23 protein-coding genes are annotated in these 22,235 nt (G+C 67.7%); 11 read left to right on the forward strand and 12 right to left on the reverse strand.

Translation table 11 applies throughout. From position 1 onward, the window contains the following. Positions 1-2: 2 nt before the first annotated feature. Complete coding sequence (locus F4Y45_00195) at positions 3-1,424, reverse strand: amidohydrolase family protein (protein MXY22932.1); 1,422 nt, start codon at positions 1,422-1,424, stop codon at positions 3-5. A gap of 134 nt (positions 1,425-1,558) precedes the next feature. Here F4Y45_00195 and F4Y45_00200 point away from each other — a divergent pair, with 134 nt between their 5' ends. After that, positions 1,559-2,902 carry an aminotransferase class I/II-fold pyridoxal phosphate-dependent enzyme gene (locus tag F4Y45_00200; GenBank protein MXY22933.1) on the forward strand — a complete coding sequence of 448 codons (1,344 nt, stop codon included), beginning with the start codon at positions 1,559-1,561 and terminating at the stop codon, positions 2,900-2,902. 54 nt (positions 2,903-2,956) lie between these two features. Here F4Y45_00200 and F4Y45_00205 read toward each other — a convergent pair whose 3' ends face one another. Further along, positions 2,957-3,280 carry a transcriptional regulator gene (locus F4Y45_00205; protein MXY22934.1) on the reverse strand — a complete coding sequence of 108 codons (324 nt, stop codon included), beginning with the start codon at positions 3,278-3,280 and terminating at the stop codon, positions 2,957-2,959. Between the two features lie 328 nt (positions 3,281-3,608). Continuing rightward, positions 3,609-5,807 carry a peptidoglycan DD-metalloendopeptidase family protein gene (locus tag F4Y45_00210; protein MXY22935.1) on the reverse strand — a complete coding sequence of 733 codons (2,199 nt, stop codon included), beginning with the start codon at positions 5,805-5,807 and terminating at the stop codon, positions 3,609-3,611. Positions 5,808-5,957: 150 nt separating this feature from the next. Between F4Y45_00210 and F4Y45_00215 the strand changes: the two genes are divergently transcribed. The 3 genes from F4Y45_00215 to F4Y45_00225 all read left to right on the forward strand — a co-directional run bounded on the left by F4Y45_00215 (position 5,958) and on the right by F4Y45_00225 (position 8,054). Further along, positions 5,958-6,884, forward strand: a complete 927-nt coding sequence (locus F4Y45_00215; GenBank protein MXY22936.1) for an MBL fold metallo-hydrolase — start codon at positions 5,958-5,960, stop codon at positions 6,882-6,884. Positions 6,885-7,019: 135 nt separating this feature from the next. Beyond that, positions 7,020-7,238, forward strand: a complete 219-nt coding sequence (locus F4Y45_00220; protein MXY22937.1) for a hypothetical protein — start codon at positions 7,020-7,022, stop codon at positions 7,236-7,238. 12 nt (positions 7,239-7,250) lie between these two features. Further along, positions 7,251-8,054: a hypothetical protein gene (locus F4Y45_00225; GenBank protein MXY22938.1), complete on the forward strand. Its 804-nt coding sequence runs from the start codon at positions 7,251-7,253 to the stop codon at positions 8,052-8,054. 113 nt (positions 8,055-8,167) lie between these two features. Here F4Y45_00225 and F4Y45_00230 read toward each other — a convergent pair whose 3' ends face one another. From F4Y45_00230 to F4Y45_00260, 7 genes are all read right to left on the reverse strand, one after another. After that, entirely contained in the window at positions 8,168-9,514 is a 1,347-nt protein-coding gene (locus F4Y45_00230; GenBank protein MXY22939.1) for a PQQ-binding-like beta-propeller repeat protein, read from the reverse strand. A gap of 147 nt (positions 9,515-9,661) precedes the next feature. Continuing rightward, positions 9,662-10,165 (reverse strand): hypothetical protein, encoded by a 504-nt coding sequence (locus F4Y45_00235; protein ID MXY22940.1) that lies wholly within the window; start codon positions 10,163-10,165, stop codon positions 9,662-9,664. Between the two features lie 5 nt (positions 10,166-10,170). Further along, on the reverse strand, positions 10,171-10,971 hold the full coding sequence (locus tag F4Y45_00240; GenBank protein ID MXY22941.1) for a DUF1295 domain-containing protein: 801 nt from the start codon (positions 10,969-10,971) through the stop codon (positions 10,171-10,173). A gap of 13 nt (positions 10,972-10,984) precedes the next feature. Continuing rightward, complete coding sequence (locus F4Y45_00245) at positions 10,985-12,016, reverse strand: class I SAM-dependent methyltransferase (GenBank protein ID MXY22942.1); 1,032 nt, start codon at positions 12,014-12,016, stop codon at positions 10,985-10,987. Further along, complete coding sequence (locus tag F4Y45_00250) at positions 12,013-13,374, reverse strand: class I SAM-dependent methyltransferase (GenBank protein MXY22943.1); 1,362 nt, start codon at positions 13,372-13,374, stop codon at positions 12,013-12,015. The genes F4Y45_00245 and F4Y45_00250 overlap by 4 nt, the downstream gene beginning before the upstream one ends. Further along, entirely contained in the window at positions 13,320-14,096 is a 777-nt protein-coding gene (locus F4Y45_00255) for a DUF1365 domain-containing protein (GenBank protein ID MXY22944.1), read from the reverse strand. Before F4Y45_00255 ends, F4Y45_00250 begins: the two co-directional genes overlap by 55 nt. Next, a complete protein-coding gene (locus F4Y45_00260) occupies positions 14,093-15,424 on the reverse strand; it encodes an NAD(P)-binding protein (protein ID MXY22945.1) in 1,332 nt (443 codons plus the stop codon). Before F4Y45_00260 ends, F4Y45_00255 begins: the two co-directional genes overlap by 4 nt. Before the next feature lie 133 nt (positions 15,425-15,557). Here F4Y45_00260 and F4Y45_00265 point away from each other — a divergent pair, with 133 nt between their 5' ends. The 6 genes from F4Y45_00265 to F4Y45_00290 all read left to right on the forward strand — a co-directional run bounded on the left by F4Y45_00265 (position 15,558) and on the right by F4Y45_00290 (position 20,014). Next, positions 15,558-16,433, forward strand: coding sequence for a helix-turn-helix domain-containing protein (locus F4Y45_00265; protein MXY22946.1), 876 nt, complete (start codon positions 15,558-15,560; stop codon positions 16,431-16,433). 90 nt (positions 16,434-16,523) lie between these two features. Continuing rightward, positions 16,524-16,799 carry a type II toxin-antitoxin system Phd/YefM family antitoxin gene (locus F4Y45_00270; GenBank protein MXY22947.1) on the forward strand — a complete coding sequence of 92 codons (276 nt, stop codon included), beginning with the start codon at positions 16,524-16,526 and terminating at the stop codon, positions 16,797-16,799. Then, a complete protein-coding gene (locus tag F4Y45_00275; GenBank protein MXY22948.1) occupies positions 16,799-17,125 on the forward strand; it encodes a type II toxin-antitoxin system RelE/ParE family toxin in 327 nt (108 codons plus the stop codon). Before F4Y45_00270 ends, F4Y45_00275 begins: the two co-directional genes overlap by 1 nt. A gap of 13 nt (positions 17,126-17,138) precedes the next feature. Beyond that, positions 17,139-17,837, forward strand: coding sequence for a class I SAM-dependent methyltransferase (locus F4Y45_00280; protein MXY22949.1), 699 nt, complete (start codon positions 17,139-17,141; stop codon positions 17,835-17,837). After that, positions 17,837-18,445 (forward strand): methyltransferase domain-containing protein, encoded by a 609-nt coding sequence (locus tag F4Y45_00285; GenBank protein MXY22950.1) that lies wholly within the window; start codon positions 17,837-17,839, stop codon positions 18,443-18,445. Before F4Y45_00280 ends, F4Y45_00285 begins: the two co-directional genes overlap by 1 nt. A 90-nt stretch (positions 18,446-18,535) precedes the next feature. Further along, the gene (locus F4Y45_00290; protein ID MXY22951.1) at positions 18,536-20,014 is read left to right on the forward strand and encodes an argininosuccinate lyase; all 1,479 of its coding nucleotides are present in this window, start codon (positions 18,536-18,538) and stop codon (positions 20,012-20,014) included. A gap of 63 nt (positions 20,015-20,077) precedes the next feature. Here the strand turns inward: F4Y45_00290 and F4Y45_00295 are convergent, their stop codons facing one another. Next, positions 20,078-21,304: a rhomboid family intramembrane serine protease gene (locus F4Y45_00295; protein MXY22952.1), complete on the reverse strand. Its 1,227-nt coding sequence runs from the start codon at positions 21,302-21,304 to the stop codon at positions 20,078-20,080. Positions 21,305-21,307: 3 nt separating this feature from the next. Then, the gene (locus F4Y45_00300; protein MXY22953.1) at positions 21,308-21,667 is read right to left on the reverse strand and encodes an arsenate reductase ArsC; all 360 of its coding nucleotides are present in this window, start codon (positions 21,665-21,667) and stop codon (positions 21,308-21,310) included. Between the two features lie 110 nt (positions 21,668-21,777). On the opposite strand from F4Y45_00300, the gene F4Y45_00305 reads away from it, so the two are divergent. Further along, complete coding sequence (locus tag F4Y45_00305) at positions 21,778-22,227, forward strand: FKBP-type peptidyl-prolyl cis-trans isomerase (protein MXY22954.1); 450 nt, start codon at positions 21,778-21,780, stop codon at positions 22,225-22,227. Positions 22,228-22,235: the final 8 nt, after the last annotated feature.

Consider the following 22,235-nt stretch of genomic DNA (forward strand, 5'->3'; position numbering starts at 1 on the left):
GGTCATCGGCGCGGTCGCTCGAAGGCGCCGCAACTCGCCTGCCGCTCGTTGGAGAACAGGGGAACGGCCTGCGCGTTGGCCTGCAGGAGTTCGTCGTGCTCGAAACCGTATGCGGCGTAATCGACGCAGAGGAAGTGCTCGCCGATGGGATTCCCACACGTGGCCGGCAATTGCGCCGCATCGAACGCGTCGCTGCGCCCGCTAATGAGCTCGCCGTCCACGAAGGTGGCGACGACGTCTGCGGCGGTCGAGTCCACGAGGCCGGCATAGGGGTCGTCCGCTCGATTCTCGAAGACCAACACGTCGGCGGCGAGTCCCGGCTCCAGCTTGCCGGTCAGTCGCTCGATGCCCAGCGCGTAGGCCGCATGCTCCGTCGCCATGCGCCAGAGATCGCGTGCCGAGAGGCTGTCGTCCCACAGCTCTCGATCGACGCCCTCGGCGCAACGAAACTCCTCGAAGAGGTTGTACGAACCCGAGTATGACCAGTCCGTACCAATCGCCACGCGAGCGTCGGCCCGCAACGCGGCCGGTATGTCCACCGTCGCGCCGTACAGCGCCAGGTTCGACCGGGGCGACCAGACGAGGGTGACGTCCAGATCCCCGAGCCGTTCGATGCTCGCCGCGTCCAGTCCGACACCGTGGACGAGCGCGTAGCGCCTCCCCGGGTTCCTCGCCACGTAGTCGAGATAGAACCGGCCTTCGAGCGCGGCCGTGCAGTTCGTTCCTTCGGCGATGTGCGGCGTGTACGGAGCGGCCGGCGGAAAGCCCCGGCCGAGAGCAGGATCGAAAGTGGACGGTCCTTCGTACGGACAGGGCAGGCCCGCGAATGTCTCGGTAGCGACGCCGTACGGAAACGTCCGCGTGTCAGCGGGATAGACATAGGCCGGCTCATCTCGCCAACTCGCGTTCTTGAGCAACCCCGGCACGGCTCCCGAACCGGCCAACGTCGTGGTGCCCGCCAGCAGGTGGCGCAGCTCGATCCAGAACTGGTGGATCGGGTCCTCAGCCGCGGCCCACTGGAGCTCGTAGTGTTCCGCGCCGGCGTTGCCCTGCCACTCGTCGCGGTGCGAATAAGCCGGGCGCATTCCGGAATCGGGGAATCCGCCGCTGGATCGCGGATGCTCGTGCGCGTTGATGAACCCCGGCGAGACATGCAGCGAGCCGCAGTCGATGACGGTGGCCTCGGGGGCCGACGATCGCACGTCTTCGGGTTCGCCGACGGCTGCGATCCGGCCATCGACGACCAGCACCGCTCCGCGGTCGGCTCCCTCCGCGCCCAGGAGCAGGTTCCCGACCACGATCGTCTCGCTCGATCGACCGGGGGACACGTCGCAGCGGTTCGCCGCTTCCGCGATGCTCACGGACAACGGGACGGCGAGAGCGACGGTACTCACGACTCCCGGCAAGCCACCCCTGAACGCCATGGTGTTCGATGATAGCGATCAGACGATCGTCACGTGCACTTGTCCGTGCAAGCCAGTCGCGGGCGCGCCGGGGAGTTGACTCTGCCATCAGTGGAGCTATGCTCTCAGCGAGGCTATACGACGGGAGTTCACACATGTCGAAGCTCACTCGGCTCAACCGGCGCGCCTTTCTGCGTAGCACCGGCTTGACGGCGGTCGCGGGCGCCGTCGGCACAACGGTCCCCTTGGCGGCGGCAGCCGGCGGTGCGGTTCGCCAGCCGGGCGGCCGCTACGACTTCGACACCGTCTACGACCGCATCGGGACCGACTCGTCGAAGTGGGATGCCCAGATCGCCCGTTACGGCCGCGACAAGATCGAGGTCGGCATGGGCACCGCCGATCAGGACTTCCCGATCGCGCCGCCGATCACCCAGGCGCTTCGTGACCGCGTTGCGCACGAGAACTACGGCTACCTGACGATTCCGGACTCCTACAAGGAGTCGATCGTCAACTGGAACCAGCGGCGCTACGGGCTCGCCATCGACCCCGACACGATCCGGCACGCCGCCGGCGTCCACCCCGGCATCATCAGCACCCTGCGCGCCTTCTGCCCGCCCGGCAGCAAGGTGCTCATGCAGACGCCGGGCTACAACGGCTTCTACACCGACATCCGGGTCGTCGGCTGCGTCGCCGAGGAGAGCCCGCTGCGGCTCGTGAACGGCCGGTACGAGATGGATTTCGAGGATCTGGAGCGCCGCATCGACCACGACACGCACGCGTTCATCCTGTGCAACCCGCACAACCCCACCGGCAACGTCTGGTCACGGAGCGACCTGATGACCCTCGGCGAGATTTGCATGCGCCGGCGCGTCGTGGTGCTCGCTGACGAGATCCACTGCGACTTCGTCACGAAGGGCCAAACCTACACGCCGTTCGCCATGTTGGACGACGAGGCCGTCGTCCGCAACAGCGTCACCTACAAGTCGGTGAGCAAGTCCTTCAACCTGTCCATGCTGAAGTGCGCGTACCAGTTCTCGACCAACCCCGACTATCTGGAGCGGATCGAGGGGGTGGGGCAGCACCGGCAGGCGATGAACACCCTGGGGATCGTCGCGGCCGAGGCGGCCTACAACGAATGCGAGGACTGGCTCGATCAGCTCCTGGAGTACATCGACGGCACGCACGACTTCGTCGAGTCGTACGTCCGCTCGAACGTGCCGGGTGTGGAGACCGTCAAGCCGGAGGGCACGTATCTCGCCTGGCTCGACACGAGCGCGGCCATGGACGCGGCCGGCATGCAGCAGGCGGCGGATGAGGCGGAGGAGGACCTGACTCCGGAGCAGGCGTTCCAGCGCTACCTGGTGGACCACGCGCACATCCACCTGAACCCGGGGTCGTCCTACGGGCTGGGCAGCGACGGCCGCATGCGGATGAACATCGCCACGTCGCGCCAACTCGTCGAGCGGGCGCTCGGCAACATGGCGCGGGCTCTGGCCTGAAGCGAAACTGCGCGCCGGGCCGTTTTCGGAACTTGGGGCGTGTACGAGCGCCGTCTACGAGTGATCGTCCAGCGCCGCTATGCCTGTTAGTGCCACCGGAGGCCGGTCCGGGAACTCCACGACGAGACTCAACTTGCCGCCCATCGCCTCGACGTAGCTGCTGAGCGTGGAGAGCAGCAGGTCACTACGCTGTTCGAGGCGGGAGACGTTTTCCTGATTGATGCGGAGCTTCTCGGCGACGCGCACTTGTGTCTGCTTTCTGGCCCTGCGCAGGTCTCGTAGCGACATCTCTTCGGCGATTAGTGCCTTGGCACGGTCCTCCACGCGCTTCCGGCGTGCTGGTGGCAACCGGTCGATCCGCTCCGTCAACGTGCTCATTTCCGCCTCCTCTCGTCCTTCAATCGATCGAGGTGCTGATCGAGGATGGAAGACGACGGCCCAAGCCACCAACAGATTATGATTTAAAAGGCATATGACTACAAGAGCAATTTTTTGGGCGCGCCGGATCAAGGGGCAGTCAGCCAGTTGCCGCTGAACGGATACAATGTTTCGATGGTTCGCCCCAGGGATTTCAAGAGAGATGACGTCGCGCGACGTCGAGCGCCAAAGACGATTCCGTATTCCTTCGGCTTTCGTCCGGGGGTCGATCTCGACAAGCTGAATCAACTCGCAGACGAGTTGGAAGCTGAGGCTAGCGCGGAATCTCTCAGTCGGTCAGTTGAATCATGCCGTGCGCCCGGCCGAACCAGTAGCTGAGCAGGTAGTCGAGGCCGTTCGTCTCGAAGGGCGCTGCCGTGAGCCGGTCGCCACCCCGGTGATACGGGTTGTGGACGAGGAAGCTCCAGGTTCTGCCGCGCTGCGCGATCGGCAGAGGTCCCTCGCCCTCCTGGGGTAGCACCGGGGCCGGCGTGAACGAGAACCCGAAGCGGCGCGAGTAGGCCGCGATGGTGTCGGGGTTCCACTTCATGTCGAGGGGGACTCCGCGCAGCGTGTCGAGCGCCGCCGCGTCGTACGATTCGTCGCCGGTCCAGTGCCGGTGCAGAAACGTGGCCAGGGGATTCGCCTCGACGTCGATGCCTGGGTGGGCGCCGCCGTGGAACCAGCGGTCCGCCGCCCGCTCGTAGTGCACGCGGATGGCGGGATCCTGCTCGAGTTCCAGCAGCGGGTAGAGGGCGATGGCAATCAGCACGTCGTCCGAGTGGTTCGCCTCGCGCGGCGGTCGATCGCGTCTCGCCCCCTCGCCGATGCGGGCGTACCCCAGGTCGAGCAGCCGCTCGTACTCCTGCGTGAAACGCGGCAAACCGGTCAGGGCCTCGGCCACCTTCACCATCTGCAGCATCAGCAGCGCGTTCATGGGCTCTTCGTCGGCGACGTAGGTCGGGTGATAGCGCCCCCACCGGGTTGGCTGGCCGTCGTAGCCGATGATCCGCAGGTCGTTGGCGACGACCGCGTCCACTACCGCGGCGGCCGTGGCGCCGAGCGCCGCCCGCTCGGCGTCGTCCGCGAGATGGGCGCCGTAGACGTAAAGGCCGAACATCATGGCGTCGACCTGATCGGAGCTGACGTTGCCGCGCCAGCGCCGGCCGCCGTCGGCCGTCACCCGCCAGGTCCCGTCGTCGAGCCACGGCTCGTCGACGGGCGCCGACGCCCGCGCGAGGAGGCCGGGACGACCGGTAACCGCCACCAGATGGCGAAGGGCAGAGGCGGCCGCGCGCGCCCGCTCGGCTGCCTCCGGATCGCCGTTGGCGAGGAAGCGCCACGTCTGGGTCGCACAGTACAGGCCGGTCATGTAGGCCGTGTCGGACATGTTGTAGGTCACGTGCGGCTGATCGGTGGTGGGCAGCCGTCGCCTCACGCGCACCTGGCCGTCCGCGGCCAGGAACCGCTCGGCGAGGTCGACGTCGAAGAGCCGGGCCTTCGCGGCCAGCGTCAGGTCGTCGCTCGCATGCACATGAACGACGCGCGCGCCGTTATACAGGCCGTCGCGGAACCCCCCCTCGGGCATGCCGCGGGCGACGAGGCGCCCTTCGTGGCGATAGCCGTGGAAGTGGAACGGGATGCCTTCTCCGAAGTAGGGGCGGGGCGCGTCCTGCAGGTGCAGGTGGACGTGCGGCTCGCTGCTGTTGCCGGAGTTGCCGACGCGCCCGAGCAACTGGCCGGCGGCGACCTGCTCGCCGGCCGACACGGCGACGGACCCGGGCTGCAGGTGGCCGACGAAGAGATACTCGTTCGGCGCCACCTCGATGCCGACGTGGTTGCCGAGGCCGGCCAGCCCCCAGCGCTCGTCGCCTATCTGCACCTCGGGCTCGCCGTCGTGCGATGCGAAGACGACTCCGGGGGCGGGCGCGTAGACCGGCAGCCCGTAGGCGTAGTAGTCGTCGAGGGCTGCGCCGTCGGCCGCGAAGGTGCTTCCGTCCCGCGTCACCACCAGGTCGTAGGCCCAGCGCTGGTCGGGGAGATAGACGTGGTAGTTGACGTCGGAGGTCGCGCCCCCCCAGGCGACCGTCAACGGCTCGTCAAGCGGGAGGCGGAACGTCACGTCGCTCGGCCGCTCGTCGTACGACGATGGATACGGGTCGTACACCGGCAGCGTGAAGATGACGGCGAACAGGCCGGCGTAGGCGAGCAGTTGCCAGACGTTTGCGCCGTGCTTCCAGCGGTAGGCGGAGCGGAGCGAAAGGACGAGCAGGATGGCGGTCGTCAGCGCGAGGACGATCGGCCCCGCGTACCAGAGCCAGAGCGCGAGATGTCCCGGCCGGGCCCAGAGCGTCACCATCAGGAGCACGTGCGCGACGAGCACGGCGGGCACGACGCGCACCCAGCCGTCGACCGCCCGCCGCTCGGCCGGATCGGGCCGCGGCAGCGGACGCAACGGACGCCGGCGTTGATACTGGCGATCGGGCATTCCGGTTCCCTGCGCCCCTATGGTAAGTCGTGCGGAATGCCCCTGCGAGCAGCCCGGTGAAGCCGCTCTCCACGCGAGCGGCGGCGCCGCCACGACCTGCTAGGATGAAGCCTTCGGCGGTGATCCAACGCGATCCAGGGGAGGAACACGATGAAACGCACCATCGTTCTCGCCGTCGTCATGGGTGTCGGCGCGCTCTCGCTCGCGGCCGTGGCCGCGCAGGACGAGCCGATGGTCATCGAGGTCGAGCAGCTCGAGGACAACCTCTACGTTCTGCGGGGGCAAGGAGGCGGTGGGAACACGGCCGTCTTCATCACGTCTGGCGGTGTCGTGGTCGTCGACAGCAAGAACCCCGGCTGGGGGCCCTCGATTCTCGAGGCGATCGGTGAGCTGACGGACAATCCGGTGACCACCCTCATCAACACCCACAGCCATCACGATCACGTGAGCGGCAACGTCGCGTTTCCCGCCAACGTCGACATCGTGACACACGACGTGACGGCGGCGAACATGGCGGTGATGCGGGCCTACAGCGGCCGGACGGAGCCGCCCGCGAACGTCTTCGCGGATTCCATGGGCCGCGGGTTGCCGACGATGACCTTCTCGGAGCGGATGTCGCTCGGCACCGGAGACGACCGGGTCGATCTCTACCACTTCGGGCGCGGGCACACCGGCGGCGACGCCTGGATCGTCTTCCCGGCGCTGCGGACGCTCCATTCCGGCGACATCTTCCCGGGCAAGAACCTCCCCTTCCTCGACGCGAACAACGGCGGGAGCGGCGTCGCCATCGCGGACACGCTGCAGAAGGCACACGACAACATCCGCGGCGTCGACACCATCATTACCGGCCACAGCACGCAGATGACCTGGGCGGACCTGCACGAGTACGCCGCGTTCAACCGGGACTTCCTGGCGGCCGTGCGTGCCGGCCATGACGCCGGCCAATCCGTGGAGCAGATCGCGAACGCGTGGACGATGCCGGCTGCCTACGAGGGCTACCGGGCGCCGCAGCCTGCCGGGCTCGGAAACAGCATTCAGGTCATCGTTGACGAGCTTGAGGGGCACGGCGCGCCGTAGCCGCCCAACATAAGCCGCTTATGATAGGCTGCGATCGTGGGCGCACCGCCGTCGGTTAGGGCGTACTTTTCCCGGATCGGCAGGAAGGGCGGGGCCCGAAGTCGCCGCAAGCTGTCTCGCGCCCAGGCACGGAACATGGTTCGCATCCGCGAGGCGCGACGGGCACTCAGGGAGTTTCACGCCCAGTGCTTCTGGTACTTGCGCCTTGACATGGCGGTGACCCTCGACGACCTCCCGGAGATAATCCGCGGACTGCGACGGAACGGCGGCCGGAGGGGATTCCTCGTCGCGGCGCGGCTGGCCGCACACGGCGATACTCCTCGTGACGCCGAAACCGGCTCGTCACGTGGTTAACGGGCAGCGCCCATGCCGTTGAGCACCGTCCAGGCGGAAGTCCTGCGGCTCATCGCCGCCAACCGCAGCCCCGACAGCTACGTCGCGGGAGCTACCGTTATCAACCGCTCGGTCGAGACACCGCGCTACTCCCTGGATCTCGACCTCTTTCACGATCTGGAGGACAGTGTTGCCCAGAGCGCGGAAACGGACGCGACAACGCTAGTAACAGCCGGCCATGATCTTTCGTGGCTGCTGCGCACGGCTGCGTTCCATCGCGCGGTCGTGCGCCTGGAAGCGGGGTCACTGAAGATCGAGTGGGCGCAGGATAGCGCTTTCAGGTTCTATCCGGTTCAGGAAGATGCCCGGTTGGGCTACCGGCTGCATGATGCGGATGCTGCGGTCAACAAGGTACTGGCCTTGGCCGGCCGGAGCGAGATTCGCGACTTCGTCGATGTCCTCCATCTCGACGACACGTATCTATCGCTCGGGGCGCTGGCGTGGGCGGCATGCGGCAAGGATCTTGGTTTCACCCCGGAGTTCCTGCTGGAGCACGCGGCGCGGCACGTGGCATACACGCAGCGCGATCTCGACCAGTTGTCGCTCCGGGAGCCACTCGATCTGGGGATCCTCAAGCAGCGCTGGCTGGCGGCACTTGCGCGGGCCCGCACGCTGGTGTCGGCTCTTCCGCCGGAAGAGGTTGGCTGTCTGTACCTGGACTCCGAGCAGCGGCCGGTCACGCCGGATCCGACGGCCGCCGCGTTCGGCGGGCTGGTGCGCCACCGAGGATCGGTTCTCGGCGCCTGGCCCACGGTCTCTCCCTACCGCCGCACTTGACCTGGGCGCCAAGCCGGGCGCTCCTGAACAAATGCCGGCCTGGTGGCCGGCGCACCGGTTGCGCATTGAGGCGTCGAGCAGAATCACCGCGCGGTGCGGTTTCGCTATTCGTCCTACTCGTTCCGGATGCTGTAGAGCCTGGAGGCGGTGCGGATCAGCAGCCGGTCGCCGGCGACGGCGGGCGACGCCATCGCCATCTCGTCGAGGGAGTTGACGCCGAGGACCTCGTATTCCTGGCCGGCCCGGATCACGTAGGTGTCGCCCTGCTCGCTCAGCGCGAAGATCTTGCCGTTGTAGGCCCACGGCGACGACGTGAAGCTGGCCCCGACCTGGATCCGTCGCCGCGGGTACACGGGCTCGCCGGTGAGCGCGTCGTAGGCTTCGAAGAAGCCGCGGTCGAGCAGGCTGTAGTAGACGTCGCCGTAGATCAGCGGCGACGTGTTGTAGTTGCCCGCCCGTGGCTGGTACCAGGCGACGTAGTCGTTTGACGTTGCGCCGTCGGCGAGCGAGATATCCCCGCTGGCGCCGGGCTGGATGGCGTACGCCGGCCGGTGATCGTCTCCGAAGTAGCCGGAGTTGACGTAGACCCGACCGTGCGCAGCGAACGGTGTCGGGATTGCGGCCCACGACATCCGCCCGTCCATCTCCCACAGGAGGTTGCCGTCGAGGTCATAGGAGCGGATGCGGTTCACGCCGTTGGTGACGATCTCGGTGCGCAGGTCGTTCTCCCAGACGAAGGGCGTCGCCCAGGTCGACACCTCGTCGCGGGGCGTGCGCCACATCTCTTGGCCCGTCCGCTTGTCGAGCGCGGCGAGCCACGATTCCTCCTCGTTGTCGTACAGGACGAGGAGCATGTCACCGTAGACGACGGGGGAGGAGGCCGAGCCCCACTCGGACCGGGTGCGCTTGTAGGGAATCTCGACGCGCCACACCTCGTTGCCGTCGAAGTCGAAGGCGTACACGCCGAGGTCGCCGAAGCGGACGTAGACATGCTCGCCGTCCGTTGTCGGGGTCTCGGAGGCGTAAGTGCTCTTCATGTGCCGCGGGAAAGACGGAACCGCGGTCGCGACCGACCGCTGCCACAGGACGTCCCCCGTCTCCAGATCGAGGCAGTAGACCAGCCAGTCGTGTTCGATCGGCGGCGGCTCCGGGCGGCCGCGCGGGGCGTAGAGTCCGGGCTTGGGAAGCTCGAAGTCGCCGATGGCGGTGACGGTCGTCAGAAAGACGCGGTCGCCCCAGACCACCGGGCTTGACCAGCCGAGGCCCGGGATCTCGGTCGTCCACTCGACGTTCTCGGTCTGGCTCCACGTCTCGGGCAGATTCGGGTTGTCGGCGACCGCCGCGTTCAGGGTCGGGCCGCGGAAGTGCGGCCAGTTGTCGCCGCCGTCCGCCGCGGACTGCGCCAGCCCCGCCGTGGGAGCCAGCAACACGAGTCCCAGCGCGAGCGCGCTCCATTTCATTGGTGTTCTGGATGCGTAGCTACCGTTTCTCCGCATGATCAATACATCCCTCAAACGAACGGATTGACTATCGTCAGCCCGGCGGGCACGTCAGCCAATACTATGCCGGCCCGTGGGTCAACGTCTTGAGCGTCCGTTCCGCGCGGGTCAGATGCGTCGGCTGTCGTAGGCCCAGTGCAGGACGGCCTGCCGTTGCCGCGGGCGACAGTCGAGTGCCCCCGGCGGACAGTTCGCGCGGATGGCGGAGACATGCCGGCGTATTGCTCTCCAGCGGGCAATCTGCCGCGCGTCGTCGTCACTGCGCCGGCCCATGTAGTAACGGCAGTACCACTGGAACCAGCCGCGCGGGTCCTGGGGATGGATCCAGCCCTTGCGGCGCCATTCCTTCAGTGGCAGCGACGCGTTCACGCCGAAGCAGTTGAGCTTCGGGTCGTGCCGCTCGGAGCACAGCCGTGCGCGGCGAAACCAACTTGCCGGGAACTCGTCGCGGCAGTCGGTCATGTAGCGCCCGCCGAAGACGCCAAGCTCCAGCATCTGCTTCGGCGTGAGTTCGGGGCGGAAGTCGGGATCGAAGTTACGTCCCATCCGTTCGGTCCGGTAGTAGACGTAGCCACGTTGCATCCTGTCGTTGACGACCACCCGAGTCCGCATAGTGGCTAGTCCCGTCCCGGACGGGGCTCACGCGGCCGCCACGGGAGGAAGGCGTTCGTCCGCTCGATATAGTCGCGGTAGGCGGGCCGGCGCTTGCGGAGCCCTTCTTCGAGCAACGACACACCGGAGACTCGAAGGATGAGCACCGTCATCAGCGCCGGGCCGACCAGCGCCCAGGCCCCGCCCGGAGTGGCGAGGGCAAGGCAGCCGAAGCCCCACCACAGCGTGGCGTCGCCGAAGTAGTTGGGATGCCGGGTGTAGCGCCACAGGCCCTGGTCCATCACCTGCCCGGCGTTGGCGGGATCGGCCCTGAACCTGGCGAGTTGCCGGTCGCCGATCGCCTCGAACGCGAATCCGGTCAAGAAGAGCGCCACTCCCAGAGAGTCGAGCCACGACCAGGCGGCATCGGCCGTCTGCACCTGCAGCAACGGCATGGCGACGATCCACATCAGCACCGCCTGCAGCCAGAAGACGATGGGCAGCGAGAGCAGCGGGAAGCGCGGCCCCCAGCGCCGCCGCATCGCGGCATAACGCGGGTCTTCGCCGCGCCCGTGATTGCGCCACAGGATGTAGGCCGACAGCCGGACGCCCCAGATCGTCACCAGCGCCGGCGCCAGCGCCGACCGAATGGAGTCGGCCTCTCCAAGGGCCCGGTAGGACCAGGCCAGCACGACGAAACCGAGTCCCCAGAAGATGTCGACGATGGACGCGTCGCTCCGGGCGAGGCTGAGCAACCACACCAGAAACGTCAGGCCCAGGGCGGCGGCCAGTCCCGGGAGGCCCACCTCGGCGAGCTGCTCCAGCATTTGGGCGCCCTCCTCAGTGCTTCACGATTCGGCCGCGCGACCACAGCGAGTGCGACACGAACCACTCCTCTCCGCCGTCGTAGCCGAAAAGCTCGGCGCAGGCCAGGAAGAACAGCCGCCAGCGGCGCAGCCAGCGGTCGGCGTCGGCGCCGTGCGCCGTCGCGAGGATGGCGCGCACTTCGTTCGCCCGGTAATCGAGATTGGCAAGCCACGCGCGCGCCGTCCGCTCGTAGTGCGTCCCGCTCAGGCGCCACCGCTGTTCCAGTCGCACCGGCCCGGCGAAATGGTCCATGAGCGTCTCCGAGGGCATGACGCCTCCGGTGAAGAAATGGCGGGCCATCCAGTCGCCCGGACCCCGATCCTCGAAGAAGTAGGGCTGTGAGCGGTGACAGAAGACGTGGACGAACAGCCGCCCGTCGCGCCCCAGCCAGTGCGCCACCCGGTCGAGGAGGCGGGCATAGTTGCGCATGTGCTCGAACATTTCGATCGAGATCACGCGGTCGAACGTCCGGTCCGGCTGGAAGTCGTTGAGGTCGGCGACGTGGACGGCGACATTGCGCAGATTACGCGCCCGGACCCGCTCCATGATGAAGGCGCCCTGCGAGCGGGAGTTCGAGACGGCGGTGACGAGGCAGTCCGGGTAGCGCCGGGCGATCCAGAGCGCCAGCGATCCCCAGCCGCACCCCAGGTCCATCACCTGCATGCCGTCTTCGACGCCGGCCCGCGCGCACGCCAGATCCAGAGCGGCGGACTCCGCCTCGTCCAGCGAATCGGTCCCCGGAGGCCAATAGCCGCTGCTGTACTTCAGGTGGCGGCCGAGCACGGCCTCGAAGAACGCCGCCGGCACCTCGTAGTGCTGCGCGTTGGCCGCGCGCGTGTCGATTGCCAGCGGGCCCTGCCGCATGCGTTCGACCAACGCGGCCGCGGACTCCGGGGCCGAGCGGATCTCGTGGAGACGCTCGCGCAGCAGGACGCGAATGCCGTGCCGGAGCACCGGGTCGGGAATCCAGCCGCGTTCGGCGGCTTCCAGCAGCGCCGTGTTCATCGCGTCATCTCCAGTTGCCCGCCCGCGGGGGCGGGCGTGCCCGGCCACCGCCTCGCCGGTACGGCTCCCCGGAAACCGGGTTTGGCATACAGAATCTGCGTGGCGGAGATCGTGCGCTCGAGGAACCCGCCCTCGCAGTAGGCGAAGTAGTAACGCCACTTGCGCCGTTCCCACGCCGACAGCCCGAGAGCGGCCAGAGGCTCGTCCTGCGCTTCGAACCGCGTCCGCCACTCGGCCAGCGTGCGGGCGTAGTCCGCGGTCAGGTCCTCGAGGTCCACCAGCCGCAGGTCGCTGGCCTCGGCGGCGCATGCCTGGAGACGGGCCAGGGAAGGCAGGAGACCGCCCGGGAATATATGTCGCTGGATGAAGTCCACCGACCGGCGGTACTCCTCGTACCAGTGGTCGGGCATCAGGATGGCCTGCAAGAGCGCGAGCCCGTCGGGCGCCAGCAGGTCGCTCACCGCCCGCAGGTAGTCCGGCAGGTAGTCGTGACCCACCGCTTCGACCATCTCGATTGCGGCCAGCTTGTCGAAGGCGCCGCGGAAGCGGGGATTCAGGGCGCGGTAGTCCTCGTGCAGCACGGTCACCCGATCCGAGAGCCCGGCCTCGGCCACGGCGCGGGAGGTGTGGTCGAATTGCTCCTCCGAGATTGTCGTGGTCACCACGCGGCAGCCGTAGTGACTTGCGGCATGAATCGCCAGGGATCCCCAGCCGGTGCCGATCTCGACCAGCCGGTCGCGGGGACCGAGGCGCAGCTTCCGGCAGACGAGGTCCAGCTTCGCTCGTTGCGCGGCGTCGAGCGAGATCTCCTCGCGGTCGAAGACGGCACAGGAGTAGGTCATGGTCGGGTCGAGAAACGTCGCGAAGAAGGCGTTGCCGGTGTCGTAGTGCGCCGAGATGTTCCGCCGGCTTCCTCGCCACGTGTTCCGCCGCATCCGGTGCAGCATCCGGCGAAACGGCTTGAGGAGGGCCGCGGTCCCCGCTTCGACGCCCTGCCGCGCGGCCTGATTCCGCGCGAGCACGCGGACCACCGCGGTAAGGTCCGGCGTCGACCACAGGCCGTCGCAGTACGCCTCGGCGGCGCCGATCGAGCCGCCCCACGCGAGCGAGTCCCAGCACGCGGGATCCTCAATCGTGAGGCGAGCCGCCAGTGGCGGCTCGCCATCGCCGGGGCCGAAGACGTGCCGCGTGCCGTCCTCCAGCACCATGAGGGATCCGGCCTCAATCCCCCGCAGCCGATCGAGCACCAGGCGGCGCGCGAGGCGTCGCGTCCACGGCCGGCGCAGGGCGGTGGCGGCCGAGGTCAGGACGTCGGCCGGCGGTTCGGGTGCGGATAGAACGGTGTTCTCTTCAGCCATAGTCTCAGCGCTTCCCAGTGGATCCAGCCCACCACCCACGCGGTCATCATCGGAAATCGGGTCAACGCCCAGGCGAGGCGCGGGCCGGTGATCTCACGGCGTTCGAGCCGCATCGACGCATCGAACATCCGCGCGCCGTCACGGAGGTTCTCGATGTGCACGGTGAGCCGCTCCCCGGGCAGCGTCGTGTGCCAGACGTGTTCCAGATCCATGTCCATGAAGGGCGAGACATGGAACTGCTTCTTGGCGTGATAACGGATGGCGGTCCCGGCCGGTTCGGCGCCGCCCCCAACCAGAACGTAGCAATGCTGTTCGCCCCACGGCGTGTTGTTGACCTCGGCCACCAGCGCGTCGAGGCGCTCCCCGGTCGCATCGAAGCAGTAATAGAAGCTCACCGGGTTGAAGCAGTGACCGAAGTAGCGAAGGTGCGTCAGCAGCCGGATGGGGCCGTCCGGGCGCCGTCCGGTCACCGATGCCACGAGGTCACGGACCGCCGCGTTGAGCGGCCCCGCCCGCGCGCCGAGGTGATCGCGACGGTCGAACCAGGCCAGGTTCGGACGCCGCGCCGACCAGAACCAGTGACCGTCGAAAACGGTGTCCAGCTCGTCGAGGTCCAGGTACACGAGAAACAGCGGGTACTCGAAAGCGTGGGCGCGTGGTTCGAACCGGCGGTGCCGTACGCGCCCGACGTACAGCGCGCTGTGCCGCGGGCGACCGGTCACGCCGCCACTCCCAGCCGGCGGGCCACCGCCAGCGCGCTCACCACGCCGTCCTCGTGGAAACCGTTGCCCCAGTAGGCTCCGCAGTAGTGGATCCGGTCGGCGCCGCTCACTTCGGCGTGCCGCGCCTGCGCCGCGACGGCCGCCCGCGTGAACAGCGGGTGCTCGAAGTCGAAGCGGGCGATCACGCGACTCTCGTCGATCGCGTCCTCCAGGTTGAGCGAGACGCAGTAGGTGGTCTGCGTCGGCAGGCGTTGCAGACGGGTCATGTTGTAGGTGACGGCCACCGGACGGCCGGGATCGCGCGGCGTCCGGTAGTTCCAGCTCGCCCACGCCCGGCGCTGGCGCGGCAGCACCGACACGTCGGTATGCAGGATCGCGTGGTTGGGCTGGTAGCGGATTGCATCCAGCACGGCCCATTCGAGTTCCGTGGGCTGGGCCAGCATGGCGAGGGCCTGATCGCTGTGGGTGGCAACCACCACCTCATCGAAGACCTCCCGACTCTCGCCGGTCGTCACCTCCACGCCGCCGGGACTCCGGCGAAGCTGGCGCACCGGAGTCCGGGTGCGGATGCGGTCGCGGAAGGGGCGGATCAGGCGGTCCACATAGCGCTGCGACCCGCCGCGGATCACGCGCCAGGTGGGACGTCCGCCGATGTGCAGGAGGCGATGATTGTCGAGAAACCGCAGGACGAATTCGGCCGGCGTATCCAGGATCTGGCGGGGGTCGGTGGACCAGATGGCGGCGGTGAGGGGGATGACGTACTGTTCGGCCAGCCGGCCGCTCAGTCGGTTCACCGCCAGGAACTCCGCCAGCGTGCCGAGCGTTCCCGCGGAACCCTCGGCGAGCGCCAGTCTGGCTGCTCGGTTGAAGCGCAGGATGTCCCCCAGGAACCGGTAGTAGCGGGGACGCAGCAGGTTCCCGCGCTGCGCGAACAGCGCGTTGAGGCTCGTGCCCGCATACTCGATCCCCGGTCGCTCACTCGTTACGCTGAAGCTCATCGACGTGGCGCGTGTCTCGACCCCGAGGTCGGCGATCAGGCGAACGAAGTTCGGATAGTTGGGTTCGTTGTAGACGATGAAGCCCGCGTCGACGGCCAGCGGCCCCTCCGGATCCAGGACTTCCGTGGTGACTGTGTGCCCTCCTATCCGGTCGCCGGCTTCGAAGACCGTGACGTCATGGCGCGACGCGAGCAGGTGGGCCGACACAAGGCCCGCGATGCCGGTCCCGATGACGGCCACCCGGGTAGGCCTGTCAGGCGTCCGGCCGTCGCGCGCCGCGCCCGGCCGTTCACGCGCGGGAGACGGAACGGCTGGGTTAAAAACGGTCATATCATTCACATGATCTATCCGCCATCGTGCCTCTGTCAACCGTAAATTACCGAAAATACCCATTAAAGGTGGCATAAGTTGACGTAGAGGGGCCGGGCGCGGTACGATATAAATCATTCATAACATCCATAGAATGCTCACTACCAGGCAGCTCGCCGACGCCATCGGTGTGAGCGAGTCCTCCGTGAAGCGTTGGATCGACGATGGCCGCATCGGCGCCATACGTACGGCCGGCGGCCACCGGCGCGTGCGCGTGGAGGAGGCTGCCCGGTACGTCCGTGAAGCGGGCATGGCCATCGAGCGGCCCGAGAGTCTGGGCCTGCCGGATCTGGCCGCCCACGCTCGCCGGAAGGCGACCGACGGCGAAGCGGGGGAGATGCTCTACGACTACCTGACCACGGGGCTGGCGGCGGAGGCCACCGGCTTGCTGATGGCCCGGTTCCTCGCTGGCGCGAGTGTCGCCCAGTTGGTGGACGGTCCGCTGGTACAGGCCATGGTGAAGGTCGGTGAACTGTGGCTTTCCGGTCCCAAGGGCATCCTCCTCGAGCATCGCGCGACCGAGGCCGCGATCCAAGCCATGGTTCGGCTGCGTGCGCTCCTCCGGCCGCCGGGGGAGGGGCTGGTGTCGGTGGGCGGTGCGCCGGCTGGCGATCCGTACGTGCTGGCGTCGATGTCAGCCGCCGCGGTGCTTGAGGACGAGGGGTTCCGCGCCACGAACCTCGGCCCGGAAACCCCGCTGGGCACCCTTGGGCTCAGCGTGGAGGAGTTGAGACCGCGTTTGGTGTGGATCAGCGTGAGCGTGGCCAACCACGCGACGGGGCTGCGACGCGAAGTGCTGGGGCTGGCGGATCGCGTGCGGGCGCTGGGCGGGATTCTCGTCGTCGGCGGCGCGCAGGTGGACCGGCTCTCGCTGCCGAGGAAGCAGGCGCTCTACGTCGGCGGGTCGATGGCGGAGCTGAGAGCCATCGCGCATGGCCTGAAGCTGCCGGCCGGCGGATCCGGCGGGTAGTGCTCCCAGGTCAAGGGGCCGCTGTGCCGGTAGTTCGGTCTGCCACTGGACCTTTTTATGGTCTATATTTGGTTCTGAAGAGAGGTGGCGATGTCACTGTCGGAACGCATCAAGCCGATCAGCTACCTGAAGGCTCATGCAGCCGAGATTATCCGCTCGCTGGGAGACCAGCCAGAGCCCCTGATCATCACCCAGAACGGTGAAGCCAAGGCTGTCGTTCAGGACATCAATAGCTACGAGCGGATGCAGGAGAGCCTGGCGTTGCTCCGGATTCTCGCCATGGGTAACCAGCAGATCGAAGCTGGTCGGGTGCAGCCTGCCGCGGACGTCATTGCGCGGCTTCGGGAGCGTCGGCGGACTGGTTGATGCGCTTCGCGGTCCAGTTGACCGACGATGCCGCCCGCGACCTGGAGGAGATCTTCGACTACGTGTGCCGGCAGGGGACTTCCGGAAGGGCGGGCCATGTGCTGAAGAGGATCGAGGAGACCTTCCAGGCGCTATCCGCGTTCCCTGAACGCGGCAGCCATCCGAGTGAATTGCTGGAACTCGGGATTAGGGAATACCAGGAGGTCTTCTTCAAGCCCTATCGCATCATCTACCGCCTCCTGGATGACGCTGTCTACGTGCTGGTGATCGCGGACGGGCGGCGCGACATGCGGGCGTTGCTGCAGCAGCGGCTGATGCGTGCATAGGTCCAGGTGTCCCATGAGCACATCGCAGACTAATCGCTGGCCCCTGGCGACTCACGCTCTCGAGTACCTGGCTCGCGCGGATTCTATTCCGCACCGCACCGAGGGCGAGGCCGAGCTGCTCGAGTGGCTGCCCGACCGGACGACACGAATCCTGGATCTCGGCAGCGGCGACGGGCGCCTGCTCCACCTGGTGAAGTGTGCTCGGCCGGACGCTACAGGCGTCGCAGTCGACTTTTCGGACACGATGCTCGAACGGCTTCGCGGGCGATTCGCGACGGACGACACGGTTAGCGTGATGGCCCACGATCTCAACCAGCCGTTGCCGGAGGTGTTGGAGCCGTTTGACGCGATAGTGTCCAGCTTCGCCATCCACCATCTGCCGCACGAGCGCAAGCGGGCCTTGTACCAGGAAGCGTACGCATTGCTTCGACCGCTCGGCGTCTTCTGCAATCTGGAGCACGTGGCGTCGGCCAGCCAGAACCTTCACGAGAGCTTCCTCGCCTGTCTTGGCGTCGAGCCGGAAGACGAAGATCCGTCCAACGTGTTGCTGGACGTGGAAACCCAGCTCTTGTGGCTCAGAGAGATCGGATTCGAGGATGTTGACTGCCACTGGAAGTGGCGCGAGCTCGCCCTGCTCGCGGGCCGGAAGCCGGCTGCCAGCGGAGAGATGGAGCGAGAACTCTGGAGGACCAGTCCGCGTAGTAGATCGTGATGGTCAAGTCGAAGCGTTTCCTTCTCTGGGTGGCCGGCGTGGTCCTCGCCGGTGCGGCTCTCGTCATGCTGGTTGGCGGGGACGGCGAGAGCGAAGTCGACCTTCTCGCAGCTTTGCTTGAGATCCAGCCGGGTGACACGGCGGCTGACATCGGCGCCGGCAGCGGATGGCTGAGCATCGAGGTTGCGCGGCTGGTCGGTGGGACCGGCCAGGTGTTCGCGACCGAGTTGTCGCCGCAGCGTCGCGACGACATCCAGGAGGCGGTCGCCGCGGCCGGACTGGACAACGTGACCGTGGTGGAGGCCGGGGAGCGGGAGACGAACCTGGCGCCGGCCTGCTGCGACGCTATCTTCATGCGCCGCGTCTACCACCACGTGGGCGACACGGCTGCCCTGAACGCCAGTATCCGCGACGCGTTGAAGCCGGGGGGCCGCTTCGTCGTGATCGAGATTGAATTCAGCGGCCTGCTGAGCTTTCTCCGAGGATGGCCACACTGGACCGACGACGCGCAGGTCGTGGCGGAGGTCACCGCGGCCGGGCTGGACCACGTCACGACCGCCGACTGGCCGATTGGCGCCCACTACGCGGCGGTATTCAGTAAGCCGTAGCCCGGGAACCGCCTCATCGCCATCCCATGGCGATCAGGACCGGGCGTACAATCGCCAGGGACGCGATACCGCTGCATGCAGGAGGACGCCATGTCACGCAACCGCCGCCTCTCCGCGTTGATCGTCGGACTTGCCCTCGCGCCGGCCGGAGTCTCGGCGCAGGAAGCCCGCGACGACTTCCACCGTCTGGGCCAGATCAACAAGGCGTCGATCGTCATGCTGGCGGAAGCCGGGCTCGTGCCCGAGCCGCTCGGGGCGACGATTGCCGCGGGCATCGCGCAGGTGATCGCGGACCAGGGCGAGCCGGGCTCCCGCCGGTCGTCGGACTACCTCGTCTTCGAGGAGCTGCTCGTCGAGGTAGCCGGTCGCGACGCCTCGCGGCTGCACACCGGTCGCAGCCGCCAGGACATCGGCTCGACGTCCCGGCGGCTCGCGGTCAGGGACGCGTTGCTCGCGACCTACGAATCGCTCCTCGCCCCTCGCGAGGCGCTGCTTGCGCTGGCCGAGCAGCACACGGGCACCGTGATCCCCGGCTACACGCACGGCGTGCAGGCGCAGCCGACCTCCCTCGCCCACTACCTGCTGGCCTTCGCCGCCGCGCTGGAACGCGACGCGCAGCGCCTGGAGGAAGCCTACGCGCGGGTCAACCGGAGTCCGCTCGGGGCGGCGGCCCTCGGCACGTCCGGCTTCCCCATCGATCGCGAGAGGCTCGCTACCCTGCTCGGCTTCGACGGCGTCGTCGAGAACTCCTACGACGCCAACCACGTCTCCTCGGTGGATTCCAAGACCGAGGTGGCGTCGGCGCTGGCCGTCTCCGCCGTCGCCGTGGGTCAGTTCAGCGAGGACGTGCACATCCAGTACCACGATCCGGTGCCCTGGATTGTGCTCGACCGCTCCCTGACCGGCATCAGCAGCATCATGCCGCAGAAGCGGAACCCGATCATCCTGGAACGGCTCCGGCAGGTCGCCAGCACCGTGCTGGGCGACGCCCAGACTGTGTTCCTGAACGCGCACAACACGTCGACCGGGATGATCGACTACCGCGGCGCGGATCAGATTATCGAGACCGCGGAGAAGGCGCGCCGGATGTACGAGCTCTACGCGTCCGTCGTCAACGGTCTCGTGGTGAATCCGGAGCGCTCCCTGGCCGAGGTGGATGCCGACTACGCGACGATGACGGAGGTGGCGGACACGCTGCTCCGTCACGCCGACATCCCGTTCCGCGTCGGCCATCACTACGCCTCGGAGCTGACCGAGTTCGGCCGGGCGCACGGGAAGCGGCCCAAGGAGCTCACGGCCGAGGAACTGCTCCACGTCTACGAGGAGACGTACGGCGAGCCGTTGCCGGTCAGCGTCGACCGCATCCGCGAGGCGCTCGATCCGGAGCAGATGGTGGCGGGACGGCGCGGGCTCGGCGGGCCACAGCCCGAGGAAACGCGGCGGATGCTGCGGGAGAGCGGCAGCCGCCTGAACGCGAGCCGCGGCTGGCTGGAGGCGACCCGCGGAGCGCTGCACGACGCGGAGACGGCGCTCGAGACCACGTTCGATCAACTGGCCGCGGCCAGGTAGGGCCGCCGGAAGCCCGCCGCGACACCCTACCGCCTGCGGACGGCGTGCCTCCCGCCTGAGCGGCTAGTGGACGCTCCCGATCCGGAACTTCTGCTGCGCGGCGATGTCCGCCAGCGCCTTTCGGGCGTGTTGTTCGGTGTCGGGGTGCGGGTCGGCGTCGAACACCGCGACGAGGTGCTGATAGGCGGCGGTCGGCTGCTGGCGGGCATGCAGTTGGACGAGGCCGGCGCCGAGGTGCGCTTCGGCGGCGTACGGGCCGAGGGGGAAGTCGCGCAGGTGGCGCTGATAGACGATCAGCGCCGCATCCGCGTGACCGCTGTTGGCGAGCCAGCCCCCGAAGCGGATGGAATCCTCCGGCATCAGCAGGCGGGCGGTGCGGGCGGAGCTCAGGGCGAAATAGTGGGGAGCGGCTTCGGCGTAGCGGCTCTCGGCAATGGCCTGGCGCACGCCGCGGATCGACGCCGGGTCCGCCTCGAAGACAGGTGCTCCTTCGGCCTCTGCCTCGGCTTCCGGCTCGAACTCCTGTTCGAACTCCGGCCGCGGCCGCCGCAGCTCGCGCCGCTCGCGCCACCAGGCATAGGCGAGTCCACCGATGAACCCGCCGATGTGCGCGCCGTAGGCGACGCCGCCCCCCGCCACGCCGCGCGACGCCAGGAACGGCAGCAGGTTGTCGAGGATCAGGTAGATCCCGAGGACGAAGCGGGCTGGCGCGTAGACGATGTGGAAGAAGAACGGTAGCAGGAGCAGCAGCCGAACCCGGTTGCGGGGGAACCAGACGAAGTAGAAGCCGAGCACGCCGGAGATGGCGCCCGACGCGCCGACCGTCGGCAGGGCCGATCCGAAGTCGAGCAGGGCGTGAGCCAGGGTGGCGACCACCCCCGTACCGAGGTAGGCGACGAGGTACGGCAGCCGGCCGAGGCGGTACTCGACGTTGTCCCCGTAGATCCAGAGGAACAGCATGTTCCCGGCGAGATGCATGAACCCGCCGTGCAGGAACATGGCGGTGAAGAGCGAGACCAGGCCGGGGTCCGAGGGGCGGAAGCCCCATTGAAAGACGAACAGGTCATAGGCGGACGTCTGCTGCAGCAACTGCATGGCGGTTACGCGGCCGCCTAACTGCGACGTGATGATCCGGAGGTAGTCGGCGAGCGCCGGGTCGTCCATGGAGGGGCGGACGGAGCTGAGGGGCAGCGTCAACAGCAGGAAGATGGCGACGTTGGTGCCGATCAGGCTGTAGGTGACAACCGGGACGCCGCGGGGATTCGGCTCGTCGCCGAGCGGCAGGAACATCGCTCAGGCCAAGTCCGGCTCCAGCGTGTCGAGTCGCCGCGCGATTTCGTCGCGCACCGCGCGGAATCGTTCCAGTTGCTCCGCCGTGGGACGCCCGGCGCCGACCGGATCCGGTAGCGGCCAGTGAAGCCGCCTCGCCCCTCCCAGGAACGCCGGGCAGACTTCCTTGGCGCAAAGGGTGATCACGACGTCGACCGTGGCCGCGTCGATGGTCTCGACGCTCTTGGACTGCTGCTGGCTGATGTCGATCCCGACCTCATCCAGCGCGGCGACGGCCAGCGGATGGACGAAGGCCGGGCTCGATCCGGCGCTCTGAACCTCGGCGCGCTCGGCGAACCGCGCGCGTGCGAGCCCTTCCGCCATCTGGCTCCGGGCGGAATTGGCGATACAGAGAAACAGGAGCCGCGTCACGGAAAGTACGCTACCACGAACCGATCGGCTAAGCTCCAGTGATTGCCCCGGAGGTGCCTTTGATGCGTCGACGTCAGTTCTCAGTCCACTGTATTCCGGCGCTGTTCGCCGTTTCTTGGTTGCTGGTTCCTATTGCCGGGTGCGGCGACGACTCCCCGACGTCCCCCAGCGTCGGACTGGCCGTTCCTTTCAGCACCCGTGACCTGGTGGTCGGCACGGGCCAGGAGGCGATGAACGGCGACGTGCTTAACGTCGACTACACCGGATGGCTATATGACCCGAACGCGCAGGAAAATAAGGGTACCCAGTTCGACTCCGGGAACTTCACGTTCACTCTGGGCATCGGTCAGGTCATCCCGGGCTGGGACCGTGGCGTCCTCGGCATGCGGGTCGGCGGCCGACGGGTCATCGTAATCCCGCCCGAACTGGGCTACGGCGAGGACGGCAGCCCGCCACGGATTCCGGGTAATGCCACGCTGCTCTTCGAAGTGGAGTTGCTCGACATTTCCTAGCTGCCAGA

The organism is Acidobacteriota bacterium (assembly GCA_009838525.1).
GTDB lineage: Bacteria > Acidobacteriota > Vicinamibacteria > Vicinamibacterales > UBA8438 > VXRJ01.